Raw genomic sequence first — 13367 nt, forward strand, 5'->3', positions numbered from 1 at the left:
CACACCGCCGAGGTCTCCGGTCAGTTGCAGGATGCCGGATCATCCCCGCGGGCGCGGGGAGCACCTCGAATGCCTTGATCAGCCACCCGCTCACCGCGGATCATCCCCGCGGGCGCGGGGAGCACAGCCATCCGCGACCCCCCGGCATCGGGTGCCCCGGATCATCCCCGCGGGCGCGGGGAGCACGGGTTCGAGGTCGGCGAGCACCTGTTCGGCGGCGGATCATCCCCGCGGGCGCGGGGAGCACGGCCCTGCAGATCATCCCCACACTGCGTGGGAGGATCATCCCCGCGGGCGCGGGGAGCACGGCGACTGGTCGACCAGGATCAGCGTGCGCCCCGGATCATCCCCGCGGGCGCGGGGAGCACGCGGTGGGGAAATCCGACGGCCGGTCATAGACCGGATCATCCCCGCGGGCGCGGGGAGCACGTCGGCCCGGAGTCTTGACCTTCTGGCCCGGAAGGATCATCCCCGCGGGCGCGGGGAGCACTTCAGGGATCGAAGGAACGGGTTGTCCCACACCGGATCATCCCCGCGGGCGCGGGGAGCACACTTATTGACCAGCGGTGATTCTGCCAGAGTTGCCGATTCCCGTTCGGTTGGTGAGCCTGACGGGCGCCGAGTTCGGATGCCCATACTCATCGTCCGCATCTGAACCTGATAGCTCGGCGCCCTGAGAGATGTTGTACGTCCCCCTGCAGTCGCTTTCAATTTCATAGCGCTGCCTGCACAAACGCCCTTTGCGGTATCCGCGATCACCGCGTCCTATTCGCGTGTACCTGCGTCAAACGTCCAGCAGGAACAATCTGTTTCAGTAGGTGACCGCCCGAGCGGCTCTGCCCGGTCCTGCGTGGCTTCCGGTGTGGATTCGATCGGGGCGGTGACGCTCACGGTCGACGTTGCGGGCGCGCTGAGCGATTGGACTGGCACGGACGGCGGAGGGGTTCGCAAAAGCGGCGGTCGTGGGGCGCTGGCGCGGACGGTTCGGATCACGATGTCCGCCTTAGCAATCAGCTTCTCGAAGTAATGAGGCGCAGGCCGGTGCGCGATCCCCGACTGCTGGGATTCGCCGACCAGTCACTGTTCTCGGATGATTGGTCCGCGGAACCAGCAGTAGGGCAGCCGTGTGCCGGGGTAGTTGAGGTAGAGGTTGTAGCTGACGCTGGGTCGGGTGTCGATGCTGTCGGTGTGGTGGGGTTCGATGAGGTATTCGACGGCGGTGGGCGTGATCGTGGTGGCATGCCAGGTGGCGAGCAACTGGTCGTCGATGTCATAGAGGTCGATCCACGATGTGGTTCCGTCCGGTAGTGGATTATCGGTGGTTTCGAGACGCTGGGTGAACGCCGCGGCGCGGCTGAGGACGAGGGTGTACTTGTTCGGGCGGAATCCGAGATAGTTGGCCATCGACGCCTTCGAGAGGTTGATTGGAATACCGTTACAACTGCACCGCAGCGGATCGCCGCCGCCGATCGCGCACGCCAGGGGGATGGGCAGCGGAAGCACGCATCGATCTAGAACACATGTTCGATTTTCTGTAGGGTTGGGCTATGCCCGAGTTAAGTCGACTCGATTTCGCCAAGATGCAGGTGGAGGACGTGCGCCGACAGCTGCTTGATGCCGCTGCGTTCGGGCAAGTTCGTCACGGCCGAGCAGCTGGAGATCATGGCGCGCAAGCTCGCCGAGGGGCTGCGCATCTACACCGATGCCACCCAAGGCAAGGAATGACGGCCGACGAGGAGCTGATGGCCGCCGATCAACAGGCATTTGTCCGCGCGGTGGTCGACGCGATCAACACGGCGACCCGGGAAGTCACGGCTGTCGAACTCGCCGGGTATCTAGCCGGGCGAATCGCACTGGCGCCAGGACGGGACGAGGTGGCGGCGGTGACGCGGATTCTTGCGCTGCCCGCCGTCGCGTTCGAGCGCGGCGAACCAGGGAACGTCGTGCTCGCGCGGATGCTGGACGTGATGGAGGCCGCGGCCGGGGGTGAGGATGACTTCTCGCCGTCGGCGGAGACGGATTCGCGCTACTGATCGGGTGGAACCGATGCGGTGGCGGGCGTCAGAGTGTGCATGACACCTGGCGTCCTGCCCCGAGTCCTGAACCGCCGCTGAATGGCGGCCCTCCCGCAGAGGAGTCTGCCCGGATTTGGGCTGGTTTCCTCCGCCAACACCTCAGTGCTCATCAACCCTCACCCGATGGTGGTGGCGCAGGTGGCGGTATGGCGCGGTGATTACCTGATCGGCCTGCCTGGATCGGCCTACTCGTACGGCTGGTACGACCGGACTTTGGCTGGGCAGTTGGGCGTCGGGGTGCTTCACCCAAGGAGGAACCAGGGCCACCAGTAGTTGGTGCCGCAGTGGGCCGCGCTGATAAAGGGTGGTGGGACGGGGTAGCCGGGGCCGTTGCCGCCGCCATCGATGCCGCGGCTCCAGTAGTAGGGGTGGCGGGGTTCGGTGCCCCCGGGTTGGTTGATGACCCAGCGGGCGACGGTGGCGAGTTTGTATCCGATGCCGATGTAGTTGGCATGGAACCCGACGCCGTAGATGTCGCCTTGGCGGGCTTGGAGGGTGGGGATGTCGAAGCGGTATTGGGTGGAAGCGGCGGTGAGGACGGGTCTGATGTCGCCGCTGTGCCAGACCAAGGTCAGGTCGCCGGTGTATTGGTCGAGGCTGTAAATGGCGACGTAAGCGTTGTTGACGTAGGACCATCCTGCCGGGCCTATGATCAGCCCGACCTGCTTGTATTCGCGGTCGCGAGTGGCGCGGATCATGCCGATTTCTATTGACCCGGTGGCGGGTTGGTAGAACGGCGGCTCGGAGAGCACGCCGTTGCCATCGGGTTGGCGGGCTAGTAGAGCGAGGGGGAAGGTGGTGTCGTCGGTTGCGGTGAGGTTGGCCCACAGCGGGATATCGGTGGGGATCTCGTCGTAGGTGGGACGCTGCTGGATGGGTTGGCGGACCTCGCGGCGGTGGACGTTCTGCGCGCCGGTGAACGCCCCGATGACCCCGGAGCGAATCGCGGCCTTGGCGTCTTCCGGGGATTGGTCCTGGAACCTGCGAAACGCTCCGAGGTCCCAGGACGCATCCGGTGTCGGCCTATTCGGTGTCGTCACCGGCGATTACAGCTCGTCTTCGAGCCACGCCGGTATCGCCGGGAAGTCGGGCGGTTCGACGCCGGGCACGTTGTGGCGTAGCTGGGTGGTGACCTCATCACTGTGGCGCATCAGCGACCGGATCAGCCGTAGCGCGTCCCGCAACCGATGCTGGTCGGTGCCGGTTTGGCGTTCCAGGTCGGTGACGCGGGTGCGGAGTTTGCGGACCTCGCTGGCCTGGCGGGCGGTGACCGCGCCGATGACGGTCGCGATCGCCACCCCGACGGCTTGGATGAGGTCGGCGTTGAGCCATACCATCGGTCACTCCGGGCGGCGGTGGCGGCCGGAGTAGGGGTCGGTGACGAGGTGCTCGAGGATGGTCTGGATCTTCTCCTGTACCTGCCCCAACCGCTCCGTGACGGCGTCGATCTTGTCGTGCGCGGCGGCGACGGAGTCGACGACGGATTTGTCGTCGAGCTGGGGCCAGCCGGTGGGGTCGAGGGCGGGGCCGGGCTGGTGGCGGGAGTCGGGTCCGGCGAGCTGGTCGACGACCCAGGAGGCGTGCATATCGATGGAGGCGAGCAGGTCGGCGACGGTGACGGGGTTGCCGTCTTTGTTGATGACGATGTCGGTGAGCTGCATGTCGGGTTCCCTTCTGAACAGGCGGGCAAGTTGGTCTCGGCCGCCGCGGATGGCGTTGACGTCGATGAGTTGGCCGCCGACCTGGGCGGTGGAGGAGAACTGGAGGATGTCGACGGGCTTGCCGCCCATCGGCTCCCACCCGGGATGGGTGTCTCCGGGGTAGAGCTGGTGGGGGTTGCCGGTGCCGGTGACGTAGTGGCTGTTCCAGATGCCGACCGGCAGGCCGGTGAGGTCGGGTGAGCGCATGTGGTCGCGCCAGTACCAGCGCGGCAGGTAGATCGGCAGTAGGGTGAGCCGGCGGGCGGTGATGGCTTCGGCGCGGGCAAGCAGGTCGGTCAGGGTGGGTTTGCCGGTGAGGTCTTCGTAGTCGATTTGTATCGGCACGTTCGTGTCGCCGAGGTAGGCGAGCAGGGCGTCGGCCTCGACCTCGGGGTGGGTGTTGAGGCGGCAGTAGATGTAGCCGCCCCAGAACTCGAAGTGGGCGGCCATCTGCTCGCGGGCGCGCGGCCACATAGGGTCTCGCCAGGTGCCTTCGGCGACCTTGTGGGTAGCGAAGGTCATGCCTTCGGCGGCCGCGCGGGCGAAGTCGAACGCGGCCTGGTGGTTGCTGACGTCGATGCCGAACACCGTCATCGGAACTCCTTCCGGATAGGCCGCGCCGTGCAGGTACGGCAGGGGATCGAGGACATCGGGGCCGGGTGGGCTGAGCACGCTGCGGTGCCACTCCAGATGCAGATGCGGCGGCACACCGCCGTTGAGCCGTGGGTCGGGCTCGATCACCGCGACCTGTTGTCCGGCCTCGACCCGTTGCCCCATAAGGACTTCCGGCCGTACGTGCCCGTAGACGGTGGTGCCCGAGCCGTCGGCCTCCGGGTGGTCGATCACCACCCAGCGCCCGAAACCGCGGGCGGGACCGGCGCGCACGACGGTGCCGCCTTGGCAGGCGTAGACCGGTAGTCCAGCGGAGCCGCCGGGCCAGCCGAAGTCGACGCCGAAATGCCAGCCACCCTCCCGCGGACCGAATGGTGAGGTGATGAGATGCCCCCAGGGCAGCGGCCAAAAGCGTGCAGGCATACGAAACCTCCTTCCCGCGGGGGCGTTTCGGGATGCCGGGTTAGGTGCGCTGGTAGCGCGACAGGATCGCCGGGCGGGCTTTGCCGAAGTGTTGCTCGATGGCCAGGACGCGGTCGCGTTCGTCGGGGTCGGCGCGGCGCAGGTAGGCCAGGACGGCTTTCACGCTGCGGCGGGTCGGGTCGAACGCCGGTGGTGGATCGTTGCTCGCCGACACCTCGCCGGTGACGGGTGATTCGACCGGCAGCAGCGGTGCCGGGGGCTCGTCGGGGACGGTGCCGGTCAGCCCGAGCGCGGCCGCGAGCTGCTGGCGTTGCCGCAGCGGCAGTGCGGCGACGAACTGGCGGACGTCGAAGACGTCTTCGGGGTCGGGGTCGTTGATGTCGGCCCAGGTGCCGGGTGAGACGAGCCAGTGCGGGTCCCCGGCGCGAGGTGGCCGGTACTTGATCACTGGTTGTTCGACCGGGCGCGCTCCGCAGTCCCACAATCGGCGGGAGACTTGGCGGAGATGTTGGATCGGCAGCAGGAGCGGCGCGCCCTTGAGGCCGGGTAGTCCGACGAGCATCCAGAGGAAGGCTTCTTCGGGGTCGGTGGGGTCGCAGTTGTCGCGGGTGGGGAATTGCCCGTCCGAGCTCATGCCAGCACCCCCAGTTCGTGCACGCCGGAGACGAGGTCGGCGACCAGGTCGAGGGTGCGTTGGCCGCGGTCTTTGGTGCGGCCTGCTTCCCCGATGACCGGCCGCCATTCTGGGAAGATGTCGCGATCCCACGCGAGGGTGAGTTCGCGGACGCGGTCGATGCGGATGGTGTAGGTGTCGTCACCGGGTGCGGTGGCGCCGATGCGGTCACTCAGGAACCAGTGCCCGTTCTCCCCGATGACGAAGGGTGCGCCGTCGCGGACGGTGATCTCGTGGGAGAACCATGATCGGGTGTCGTGGAGGCCCTTCCTGAGGGCCATCATCGCCGCGATCGTGTAGGCACGGCCCGGGGAGTCGGCCATGTACTCGAAGAACCGGGACCATCCCGAGTTGTTCTCTCGGGCAGCGGATTTGACCGCGTGCCAGGCCAGCAGCGTCCCCTGGTACAGGGGGCGGAGCAAACTGTCGGCAGCCCCGCCCACCGGCGGGAGCACCAATGCGGCCGCGAGGAGGTCGCCGGCCATCTGCACCCCGGCTGACAGTGTTTCGTCGGCGGGTTCGGGTTGTGGGTGCCCCACCCCAGTCGAGGGGTGGGGCACCCACAACCCCAGGCATCGAGGACCCTCCGGTGACGACCTGCACTGCGGTGGAGGCGGTCTCGGTGAACTTGGAGGTTGCGATCCCGGTGTCGGGGCCGTCGAAGTACACCGCGAACGGTGTCGTGACGTGCGTGCGGCGGCGACCCGGGATCAGGTAGTCGGCTGGGGTGACCGGGTCGGTGATCGCTTCTTCGATCGTGTCGATGAAGTCCTCGGAGAAGCGGGCGACGGTGCGTGCCAGCCCATCGAAGGGGTTGCCGCCGCTGGAGGTGTCGCTGTAGTAGCCGGAGGAGTTGATGATGTCGATGACGAGCACCCCGTGCCGCAGCCGTGGCGCGCCGGGCCAGGGTGGTGGGTCGCCGTCGAGCCAGCGACGGCACCGCACCGACAGTTCGGCGTCTTCGAGGATGTCGCGGGCCATGTCGAACCAGTACTTGAACCGCGAATGCGGGACCGCCCACAAGGTTCCGGCGGCGAGGTCTTCGGCGAAGCTGGTGGGTGCGACGACGACCGACCATTGCGACATGTCCAGCCCGACCGCGCCCAGCCAGGAGGCGGGATCGAGCGGGTCGTCGGGCAGCTGCCACCCGTGCTGCTGCACCTGCTCCCGCATGATGTTCAAAAACAGCGGCAGCTTCAACGCCCACCGCGCCGGACCAGGCACGGGCCCGAACACGCGTGGGATCTGGACCGATGCATCGAAGAAGGGGTTGGACCAGATCAGGTAGTGCTTGAGATGCTGGAAGTCGTGGACGAACCGCAGAAGGAGCATGAGGCTGCCGTCCTCGCGGCGCTCGATCGAATGATCGTGCAAGCGCCCGGACCAGCGGGACCCTGGGGGCTTGTCGCAGGTGATGTGGATGTTGCGGCCTTCACCGGCTGCGACGCGGGCGCGGGTGCGCCACACCCATTTCGCCAGGGGGTCATCCAGGGGCAGTTCGACCAGCGCGGTGCCTGTGTCGTTGTCGATCCAGGTGAACTCGGCGCGGTACTCCGAGCACACCAGGCCCGCGAGCCGCCAGTGCCCGTCCCACAGCCGCACCAACGGCTGAGCCAGCCGTTCCAGCTCATCGGCGCGCTCGGCAGCCAGGGTGGCTTCCCAGATGGCCTCGCACTGCTCGGCCAGCGACATCGCGTTCAGGTCGATGCTCACCGCAGCCCCCACGCCCGGGTCCACAACCGGGGCTGGTGCAGCTCGACCCGCGCCCCGCCGACGGGGGCGTCGGTGACGCTGACCGGTAGCAGGGTGGGTGGGGTGCGGGGCGGGATGCGGTGCATGAAGTGGAACCCGCCCATGCGGCCGATCAGGTTGGTGCCGTTGAGGTCTCGTGCCATCAGCTTGATCGGGTCGAGGTCGATGCGGGCGCCGCCTTCGACGTCACCGAGCATCGGCATGGTCAGTGTCCGGTTGGCGTAGGGGCCGCCGGGGGCGCGGCGGTATTTCTTGCCGCGCCAGGACACATCCGGCAGCCGCCAGCGTCCGCGGGTGAGCACCCATTTCTGAGCCATCTCCAGATCGGTGGGGTTGGAGACCTCGATCAGGCCCTCCCCTGCGCCTTGGCCGGTCTCCCACGCGGTGACTTTCGTGGGTTCTTCCCACATCGGCTGTGCGGCGGTGACGGCCATCGGCACGATGGATTTGCGCAACAGCCGCGGGTCGCGTTCGGACTCGAACTCGATATTGCGGTCCAACGCCAGCCACAGCCAGCGGGAGGCGCGGTCGGTGGTGACCTGCATTTTCGTAAGCGTGGCGTCGGGGTCCCAGGCATCGAGTTCGTAGTCCCAGGCGTTGCGCCAGGCGGAGTCGCGTTCCTCCCATTCCTCGGGGTCGGCGCCGTGAATGTTGACCGCGAAGGTGATGTCCCGCTTCAGATAGCGCTTGCCCTGATAGGTCGCGCCCCGCTGAAACGCCGAGGCTTTGTAGCTGGTGGAGACCGGGGCGTCGTAGATCCCTTTCGGGCTGGTGGCCAGAGTGATCACGTCGCGGTCGATGTCGGGGCCGTTGATGATCCAGTGCGAGCCGTCGACCCCGTAGATCTCGATCTTCACCGAATCCAGCTGCAGCACAGAGGTTGTTCACCTCCTCGCCAGGTGCTGAAGCGCGCGCAGGTCCGCGACCTGCTGCGCGCGCCGGTACCCTTCGTCCACGTCGCGGGTTTGCACGGTGATGTGGATGGAGTCGTCGATGTTGGACACCGGCCCCGCCACCGGCTGCGGGAAGACCGACGGCATCAGTGGTGCAACTTGTTCCATCAGCTGGTGGTAGTCCGCCGCCCCAGCGGCACGTGCGGCCTTGGTGGCCTCGAACATCTCGTAGGAGCGGGCGTAGTCCTCCAGCGCCCGTGCCCGGTCTGAGTTCAGTAGATTCGGGGCACCGATCACCGACAGCGCGTCATCGAGCTGCCCCTCCAGGAAGCTCTTGCCCGCGCTGGCGAGCACGTCGGTGGCCTTCTGCCCCAGCGACTCCCACGTGTCCAGACCCACGCCTTTGCGGGCGGGATCGTCGAGGCCGGGGTTCTGCTGGCCGGGTACGGGTTGGGCGAGGGAGTCGATGAGCTCGCGGAACCAGCGCCACTGGTCGTTGGTGAGGACGGCTTCGGGTTTGCCGGAGGTGTTCCAGCCCAGCGTGCCGGGCTCCCACACCCCGCCGGTGTCGTAGCCGTGGCCGTGGCCCCACATCTGCGACAGGTCCATGCCGTAGCGGGACTTGTAGTACCTCAAGGCCGCGATCATGTTCGCGAGCGGATCCCGCCGATCGTTCGGCAGGGATGGGTCGCGGTGTGCGGCAAAGGTTCCCGGGATGATTTGCAGCAGCCCGACGCCTGCGGCTTCGCCGGTGCCGTTGATGTCGACGATCTGTTGGGCGATGTTCGGGTCGCCACCGGATTCGGATTGGATTTGCGAGAGCATGATGTCGACCTGGCCGGGATCGAAACCCTCCCGCTTGAGCGCCTCGATCGCCAGCGCCCGCCACCGCTGCACACCCTCCCCCGGCGGCAGCACCGCGCCGCGGGCGCCCGCTCCGGCCCGCAGACTCGCGGTCCGGCCGACGATCACCTGGGTCGCGGCCTCGGTGAACTGCCGCAACAACGCACCCGGCAGCTGCCCGATCCCCCCGCCGAGGTCGGGGATCGCGTCGGCGAGCGCCTGAACCGGGGTCAGGAACAGCTCGGCGATCCTGCCCCGCACGCCCGCAGTCGCGGAGGCGAGCCGGTCGCCTACCCAATCGGTCACCGACCCGAATAGCCCGCCGCCGACCCGGAAGCGTGGCAGCTGTCCCGCGAGCGCGGCGCGGCGCAGCCGCTGCATCGCGCCGTGCCCGCCGACGGCGTCGACTTCGGCGCCGGTCCAGACATGTTCGTCACGCGACAACAGCGCCGGTACCGAGTCCGAGATCCGAGATCCCGGACCGGTGATGTGGCCGTCAGCGGCGGGGCCGCCGGTGGCGCGTTGGGCGACCTGGATCAGCGGCACGTCCCCGGTCCACTCCGGCAGCACCGGCACAACCGTGCGGATCGCGTTCCACGCGCCGCGGAACCCGCCGTTGACGACGTGCTCGATCACCCAGTTGATTGGCGTGGCCGTCTTCTCCCGCAGCCCGTCCCAGGCGTCGCCGATCCCGGAGACGATGCTCGCGACCCGGCCGCGCAGCGAATCCAGCGAGTCACCGAACCCGGTCAGATTCAGCACCGCCCCGGTCAGCGAGCTGGGGAGGTGGTCATCGAGCCATTCGCGGATCCTGGCGAACGCTTCCGGCACCTTGCCGAGGTTTTCGATCAGGGTGAATAGCGCTCCCTGGAAGATGTTGATCCCGCCGATGTCGCGGATCCGGTCGAGGAACTCATACAGCTTCTCCGCGGCGCGCCCGATCCACACCGCGAGGTTGGCGAGGTTGGTGACGGTGGTGCGGACGTCTTCCCAGAAGTCGCGCATGGCTTGGCGGCCCTCGGGTGAGTTCAGCCAGGCCGAGAACCGGTCGAGGTTGCCCACCAGCGAATCGATCATCGACTCACCCGACGGCTCCGCCGTATCCAGCAACCCGCCCAGGGCTTTGCCGATGGACTTGGCCAGCTCCCAGACCCGGCCGAGCGCGTCGATCGACTCGCGCAGGAAGTCGCGGAAACGGGACTGGCCGTCGGGGCTTTCGGCCCACGCCCGGAAGCTGGCGGTCGTGTCGGCGACACTGTTGCTCGCCTCGGGCAGGAACTCGCTCCCGACCCCCGCCAAGCTCAGCAAACCTTGAACGAGGTCGTTGACCCCGTCGATCAGCGGCCCGACCGCCGCCTGAGCGTTGGTGAAGATGGTCTCGAGCTTGTCCCCCGTCTCTGGGGTGGCCAGGTCATCGAGGACCCGGCGCAGGCCCGCGTTGATCGCGCCCGCGATCCCGGCCAACCCGTCGCGCACCCGCCCGAGTTGCGCGTCCGCCAGACCAACGACGGAATCACCCAGGCCGTCGAACAGCGGCTGCTGCACCGCCATCCGGAAACTCGTCCACGCGCCCGACAGACCACGGATCTTGGTGACGAAATCTTGCGCGGCCGGGGACAGCTTGGCCATCGCCCGCTCGAACGCTTGCGCGGCTGGAGAAACCTGTGTGGCCGCGTCCGTCACCGCGGTGCGGGCCTCGGCCAGCTGCTGTTCGGCATCGGCCAGAAGCTCACGGGCGGCGACGACCTCATCGCTGTCGTCGAGTCCTTTGCGTTGGGCGTCGGCCAGTTGCTCGTCGATGTCGGCGCGCCGCGCGCGCGTCTCGAGCAGTTGTTGTTCGGCGTCGGCGATGCGCTTGTTGGCGCGGGCATAGTCGAGGGGGTCGGTTGATTGCAGCTGCGCCAAATCGCGGCGGGCTTCGGCGATCGACAACAGCGCATCGCCTTCGCTCAACGCCGCTCCGCGGGCCTGAAGCTCGAGATCCCGCATCCGCTTGGATGCTTCGGTGTAGGCGCGGTTGAGGTCCTTGCGGGCCTGCTCCACACTGCGAGTCGCCTGCTGCTCACCACGCTGTGCCGCCGCGATCGCCCGCGAACGTGCTTGAGCGTCCTGCCCGGCCGTTTCCGACATCTGCTGGGCGGCGGCGAAGGCGTCTTTCACCCCGGAGACGCCGACCGCGATCGTGGCGATCCCTGCGGCGGCGGCCGCGGCAGCCGCGGGCAACAGCCCGAGGGTGCCCGCGGCTTGCGCCGCAACGGCGATGAGCGGGAACAGCGACCCGAGGACCAGGCCGAGGATCGCGGCTTTCAACCCTCCGGCCGCGACCGAAGCCAGCGTCATCACCGATCCCAGCCGCCCCAGCGACAGCCCCGCTGGACCGGCACTGCCCTGCAAGCGCGACAGCAGGTGCGTCAGCTGTTGCAGCTGAGACTGGTCGATATCGATCCCGACCCGGATCACCCGGCTACGGAACCGGGCAAGCGCGGTATTCATGCGGGTCGCGAAACCGGACAGATCCGGAACGACCCGCACCCCGACGGTGAGGGTGCGCATCCGCGCCAGCCGGGTACGCAGCTGCGTGGCGAAATCAGCCAGGTTCGGGAGGATCCGCACGCCGTGGGTGGTGCGGATGCGCGCCAGCTGTGTGCGCAGCCGGGTGACGAAGTCGCGGGCGAGTTCCGGGACGACGGTCAGGTGGGAGGAGCCCGCGGAATAGGACTGCGCCACACCGGCTCACCGCCTTCGCTACTGCTGAACCCCCAAACGGGTCAGGACGTCGCGGATCTGGTCGAAGTCAGCGCGGGCACGCGCGAGGGCTTCGGCGGTGGTGGGGCGGGGCTCCGGTGGCAGGGGCGGCACCGCGTGTGTGCTGAATGCCGAGGCCACGGTACGGATCAGCTCTTTGGTGACGTCGATCTGCCGCAGCATCAGCAGCGCGGGTAGGTCGTAGTGCAATGGCGCCAGCGGCGGCGGCGCGGCATCGTCCTCGGGTGGTTCCTCGCGGGCGCGGCGCTCGCCGAGCTCGGGGTCCATCAACAACGCGGACTGGTAGTGCGACCACATCGGCAAACGGCGCAGCAACCGCACCAGCTGCGGCCACGGCCGCACGCCCCGGAAGTAGTCGAGCAAATCCCAGCCCCGCTCGAACAGGTCGGCCTCGATCTCTTCACCGAAATCATCGATGAGGCGCACGAGGCCGATCAACCCCCCGGCAACTCGGCGGCCTCCTCCGGGTCGGGCAACGAGTTGAAATGGGTGTTGATCGCATCGAACAATGGCCACAGCACCTCGGCGGGTTCATCCTTGACCACCGCCCACACCGCGTGGAAACCCTCCCCGCACAACGCCTCGAACAGCTCCCGGATCCGCCCGGCCGGCATCTGCTGCCCGTCCAGCAGCGCGGCCAACGTGATCACCTGCCACACGGTGTCGGGCTCGTGTATCGGTGTCGGCGGGGTGGTGCCGTCGAACATGTAGGGCTTCTTGCGTTTGCGGTTGCGGTTGGCGCGGGCGTCATCCCGCATCTGCAACCACTGCGACTTCTGCGGCGCGCCCTGGCTTTTGGCCTGGCTGGGGTTGCGGCGCTTACGCCGCCGCGACGATCCAGCCATTACGCGACCTTCCCTTCTCCACCGGGCACGGCTGCGGTACCGGCCTGAGCGGGCGGCGGTGGCGGGGTGGCGATAGTGAAGCCCATCGGAACGATCAGGTCGGCGATACCGGGTCCGCAGATGACGTTGCGCAGCGAGTAGCCAAGCTTGTCATCGACGGTGGCCTTGACGGTGATGGGCCAGGAGGCGACGTTCTCGGCGTTCCACTGCTGCTGACCGACCTCGGTCACGCTGGCCCGCGGCATCACCCGCAGCACCCACTTCTCCCGCGCACCGACGCCGTCGACGAACAAGAAGATGACCCGGTAGTAGATGGTGTCCGGCGAGATCGGCTCGGTCCACGACAGCTCCTTGGTCACCGGATCAGCCTTCACATCCGCCAAGCTGCGGCCCGAAACCAGCTCCAGCACCGGGCGTTTGAATTCCTGTGCGGTGAACCCGACCGACATGTCGCGTTTGACGATGTCGGAGCGGGTTGGCTCCAACGCGCCCCAGGACTCGGTCTCCGACAGCTGCTGCTCCGGCCGGAACTGTGGGCCACCGGCCTTGTCGATCAACCCCAGCGACGAATACCCGGTCAGCGACTGGAACTTCGCGTCCGCGCCCGCGGTGAACTTGATCGGCACCTCGACACTCATCGGCGCGAGCAGCACCGCGCCCTTGAGCGGCTTGAGCAGCAGATCCTTATTCCACGACGCGATCTGCTCAAACGTGGCTACCGCCATCAGCACTCCTCTCCAACGAACGCCTCGCCGCCTCCCACCCGGCGGGTGGCAGGCGGCGAG

Annotated in this window: 14 protein-coding genes and 1 CRISPR repeat array (1 of these 15 running past the window's edge); of the genes, 2 read left to right on the top strand and 12 right to left on the bottom strand. The window is 67.7% G+C overall.

Translation table 11 applies throughout. The features are described from left to right. A CRISPR array of direct repeats spans positions 1–551; the repeat unit is 28 nt; unit sequence GGATCATCCCCGCGGGCGCGGGGAGCAC (it extends 331 nt beyond the left edge of the window). Between the two features lie 526 nt (positions 552–1077). Beyond that, complete coding sequence (locus AB0M45_RS09205; RefSeq protein ID WP_364324752.1) at positions 1078–1404, bottom strand: hypothetical protein; 327 nt, start codon at positions 1402–1404, stop codon at positions 1078–1080. 210 nt (positions 1405–1614) lie between these two features. Between AB0M45_RS09205 and AB0M45_RS09210 the strand changes: the two genes are divergently transcribed. Next, the gene (locus tag AB0M45_RS09210) at positions 1615–1725 is read left to right on the top strand and encodes a DUF6374 family protein (RefSeq protein ID WP_364324907.1); all 111 of its coding nucleotides are present in this window, start codon (positions 1615–1617) and stop codon (positions 1723–1725) included. Next, complete coding sequence (locus tag AB0M45_RS09215) at positions 1722–2033, top strand: hypothetical protein (RefSeq protein ID WP_364324910.1); 312 nt, start codon at positions 1722–1724, stop codon at positions 2031–2033. Before AB0M45_RS09210 ends, AB0M45_RS09215 begins: the two co-directional genes overlap by 4 nt. Positions 2034–2317: 284 nt before the next feature. Here the strand turns inward: AB0M45_RS09215 and AB0M45_RS09220 are convergent, their stop codons facing one another. From AB0M45_RS09220 to AB0M45_RS09270, 11 genes are read right to left on the bottom strand one after another with little or no spacing between them, the layout of a single operon-like run. Continuing rightward, positions 2318–3115: a hypothetical protein gene (locus AB0M45_RS09220; RefSeq protein ID WP_364324755.1), complete on the bottom strand. Its 798-nt coding sequence runs from the start codon at positions 3113–3115 to the stop codon at positions 2318–2320. 6 nt (positions 3116–3121) lie between these two features. Beyond that, on the bottom strand, positions 3122–3412 hold the full coding sequence (locus tag AB0M45_RS09225) for a hypothetical protein (protein ID WP_364324758.1): 291 nt from the start codon (positions 3410–3412) through the stop codon (positions 3122–3124). 3 nt (positions 3413–3415) lie between these two features. Next, positions 3416–4810: a peptidoglycan DD-metalloendopeptidase family protein gene (locus AB0M45_RS09230; protein ID WP_364324761.1), complete on the bottom strand. Its 1395-nt coding sequence runs from the start codon at positions 4808–4810 to the stop codon at positions 3416–3418. 40 nt (positions 4811–4850) lie between these two features. Continuing rightward, the gene (locus AB0M45_RS09235; RefSeq protein ID WP_364324764.1) at positions 4851–5444 is read right to left on the bottom strand and encodes a DUF2744 domain-containing protein; all 594 of its coding nucleotides are present in this window, start codon (positions 5442–5444) and stop codon (positions 4851–4853) included. Beyond that, complete coding sequence (locus AB0M45_RS09240) at positions 5441–5767, bottom strand: hypothetical protein (RefSeq protein WP_364324767.1); 327 nt, start codon at positions 5765–5767, stop codon at positions 5441–5443. The genes AB0M45_RS09235 and AB0M45_RS09240 overlap by 4 nt, the downstream gene beginning before the upstream one ends. Next, complete coding sequence (locus AB0M45_RS09245; RefSeq protein WP_364324770.1) at positions 5652–7196, bottom strand: hypothetical protein; 1545 nt, start codon at positions 7194–7196, stop codon at positions 5652–5654. Before AB0M45_RS09245 ends, AB0M45_RS09240 begins: the two co-directional genes overlap by 116 nt. Beyond that, complete coding sequence (locus AB0M45_RS09250) at positions 7193–8110, bottom strand: hypothetical protein (protein WP_364324773.1); 918 nt, start codon at positions 8108–8110, stop codon at positions 7193–7195. Before AB0M45_RS09250 ends, AB0M45_RS09245 begins: the two co-directional genes overlap by 4 nt. A gap of 9 nt (positions 8111–8119) precedes the next feature. Continuing rightward, on the bottom strand, positions 8120–11698 hold the full coding sequence (locus tag AB0M45_RS09255; RefSeq protein ID WP_364324776.1) for a transglycosylase SLT domain-containing protein: 3579 nt from the start codon (positions 11696–11698) through the stop codon (positions 8120–8122). Positions 11699–11716: 18 nt separating this feature from the next. Continuing rightward, complete coding sequence (locus AB0M45_RS09260; protein WP_364324779.1) at positions 11717–12163, bottom strand: hypothetical protein; 447 nt, start codon at positions 12161–12163, stop codon at positions 11717–11719. 8 nt (positions 12164–12171) lie between these two features. After that, positions 12172–12582 (bottom strand): hypothetical protein, encoded by a 411-nt coding sequence (locus tag AB0M45_RS09265; protein ID WP_364324782.1) that lies wholly within the window; start codon positions 12580–12582, stop codon positions 12172–12174. Next, positions 12582–13307, bottom strand: a complete 726-nt coding sequence (locus tag AB0M45_RS09270) for a hypothetical protein (RefSeq protein ID WP_364324785.1) — start codon at positions 13305–13307, stop codon at positions 12582–12584. Before AB0M45_RS09270 ends, AB0M45_RS09265 begins: the two co-directional genes overlap by 1 nt. Positions 13308–13367: the final 60 nt, after the last annotated feature.

The organism is Nocardia sp. NPDC051787 (genome assembly GCF_040681325.1).
GTDB lineage: Bacteria > Actinomycetota > Actinomycetes > Mycobacteriales > Mycobacteriaceae > Nocardia.

What these genes read in the sequence shown, in the direction of transcription:
- AB0M45_RS09205 (WP_364324752.1), bottom strand. Translation starts at nt 1,404, where the DNA reads ATGGCCAACTATCTCGGATTCCGCCCGAACAAGTACACCCTCGTCCTC.
- AB0M45_RS09210 (WP_364324907.1), top strand. Translation starts at nt 1,615, where the DNA reads ATGCCGCTGCGTTCGGGCAAGTTCGTCACGGCCGAGCAGCTGGAGATC.
- AB0M45_RS09215 (WP_364324910.1), top strand. Translation starts at nt 1,722, where the DNA reads ATGACGGCCGACGAGGAGCTGATGGCCGCCGATCAACAGGCATTTGTC.
- AB0M45_RS09225 (WP_364324758.1), bottom strand. Translation starts at nt 3,412, where the DNA reads ATGGTATGGCTCAACGCCGACCTCATCCAAGCCGTCGGGGTGGCGATC.
- AB0M45_RS09230 (WP_364324761.1), bottom strand. Translation starts at nt 4,810, where the DNA reads ATGCCTGCACGCTTTTGGCCGCTGCCCTGGGGGCATCTCATCACCTCA.
- AB0M45_RS09235 (WP_364324764.1), bottom strand. Translation starts at nt 5,444, where the DNA reads ATGAGCTCGGACGGGCAATTCCCCACCCGCGACAACTGCGACCCCACC.
- AB0M45_RS09240 (WP_364324767.1), bottom strand. Translation starts at nt 5,767, where the DNA reads ATGATGGCCCTCAGGAAGGGCCTCCACGACACCCGATCATGGTTCTCC.
- AB0M45_RS09265 (WP_364324782.1), bottom strand. Translation starts at nt 12,582, where the DNA reads ATGGCTGGATCGTCGCGGCGGCGTAAGCGCCGCAACCCCAGCCAGGCC.
- AB0M45_RS09270 (WP_364324785.1), bottom strand. Translation starts at nt 13,307, where the DNA reads ATGGCGGTAGCCACGTTTGAGCAGATCGCGTCGTGGAATAAGGATCTG.